The sequence below is a fragment of the Mesorhizobium sp. WSM4871 genome (assembly GCF_055811295.1).
The window spans coordinates 1-476 of record NZ_JBVVPU010000061.1 but is presented as its reverse complement, the minus strand read 5'-3'; the positions used below and the strand labels follow the sequence as shown (position 1 = coordinate 476).

At 57.6% G+C, this 476-nt stretch carries 1 protein-coding gene; it reads left to right on the top strand.

The genetic code is table 11. The features are described 5' to 3' along the window. A partial coding sequence (locus AC0L2H_RS32505; RefSeq protein ID WP_473593677.1) for a GMC oxidoreductase occupies positions 1-123 on the top strand: 123 nt, incomplete at its 5' end. Positions 124-476 lie beyond the last annotated feature (353 nt).

The following is a 476-nucleotide window of genomic DNA, read 5'->3' as shown; positions in this document are numbered from 1 at the left end:
GGTTTGAGGATCGCCGACGCTTCGGTCATGCCATTTTGCCCCCGGGCGAACACAAACATTCCAACGATCATGGTGGCCGAGAAATTGGCCGACACAGTCTTGAAGGAAAACCGGAAGGGCTAGATGCGACTCGGCACCCGATCTAATTTTACGGCCGGCAACCATTTAACCAACGAATGGATACTTCGGCTCGGGTCCGCCCGCGGATCGGCGGATAATCCCACCGGATGTCCGCCCCGAAAGCCGTATTGGAATTGGCGAAATCACTGTCACGCAATTGCAGAAAGCCGGCTCAATCGCGCGAGAGGTCCGCATCGGCCAATCTAGAGATAGGCCGTATCGTATGTCGCGCGGCAGTGGGGTATGCCTCCGGCGAAGCTTTCGATTACCCACATCGTTGGCGGGCCTATTGCCCCGTATGAATCTGCCGTGATTCTGTCCGTGACGCCGAATCACGGAGGCGTCACGGATGCGAG